We start from the raw sequence: 1,081 nt of genomic DNA on the forward strand, positions 1-1,081 counted from the left end.
CCGGCGACCGGTGGGGTGTCGCCGCGATCTGCATCGGCGTCGGCCAGGCCCTGGCTGTGGTGCTGGAGAACGTGTCGTGAGCGCGAAGATCTGCGCGAACGCGGCCGAGGCGGTCGACGGCATCGAGGACGGTTCGACGATCCTGGTCGGCGGCTTCGGCATGGCCGGGATGCCGGTGCGGCTCATCGACGCGCTGATCGAGCAGGGCGCCACCGACCTCACCGTGGTTTCCAACAACGCCGGCAACGGCGACACCGGTCTGGCGGCGCTGCTCGCGAAGAACCGCGTACGCAAAGTGGTCTGTTCCTTTCCCCGCCAGGCCGACTCCTGGGTGTTCGACGGCCTCTACCGCGCCGGGCGCATCGAGCTCGAGCTGGTGCCGCAGGGCACGCTCGCCGAGCGGATGCGCGCGGCGGGCGCGGGCATCGGGGCGTTCTTCTCGCCGACCGGCGTGGGCACGACGCTCGCCGACGGCCGGGAGACCAGGGAGATCGACGGCCGCAGCTACGTCATCGAGTACCCGATCAAGGGCGACGTCGCGCTGATCGGCGCGCACCGCGCGGACCGCATGGGCAACCTGGTCTACCGCAAGACCGCCCGCAACTTCGGGCCGGTGATGGCCACCGCGGCGCGGCTGGTGATCGCCGAGGTGCGGGAGGTGGTCGACACCGGCGCGCTCGACCCCGAGGCCGTGGTGACGCCGAGCATCTACGTGGACCGGGTGGTGGCATGAGCCTGGACAAGAACGAGATGGCCGCGCTGATCGCGAAGGACATCCCCCGCGGCGCGTACGTGAACCTGGGCATCGGGCAGCCCACCCTGGTCGCCGACCACCTGCCCGACGACGCGGGCGTCGTGCTGCACACCGAGAACGGCATGCTCAACATGGGCCCGGCCGCCACCGGCGACCAGATCGACCCCGACCTCACCAACGCGGGCAAGAGCCCGGTCACCGAGCTGCCCGGCGCCGCGTACTTCCACCACGCCGACTCGTTCGCGATGATGCGCGGCGGCCATCTCGACGTGTGCGTACTCGGCGCCTTCCAGGTCTCGGCCACCGGCGACCTCGCCAACTGGCACA

2 protein-coding genes are annotated in these 1,081 nt (G+C 71.1%); both read left to right on the forward strand.

Translation table 11 applies throughout. The features are described from left to right. Positions 1-76: 76 nt before the first annotated feature. Positions 77-733 (forward strand): 3-oxoacid CoA-transferase subunit A, encoded by a 657-nt coding sequence (locus AB0M20_RS45305; RefSeq protein ID WP_364307843.1) that lies wholly within the window; start codon positions 77-79, stop codon positions 731-733. Further along, on the forward strand, positions 730-1,081 hold a 352-nt coding region (locus tag AB0M20_RS45310), incomplete at its 3' end, for a CoA-transferase (RefSeq protein ID WP_364307844.1). The genes AB0M20_RS45305 and AB0M20_RS45310, both read left to right, overlap by 4 nt.

This window comes from Actinoplanes sp. NPDC051633, assembly GCF_040681735.1.
Lineage (GTDB): Bacteria > Actinomycetota > Actinomycetes > Mycobacteriales > Micromonosporaceae > Actinoplanes.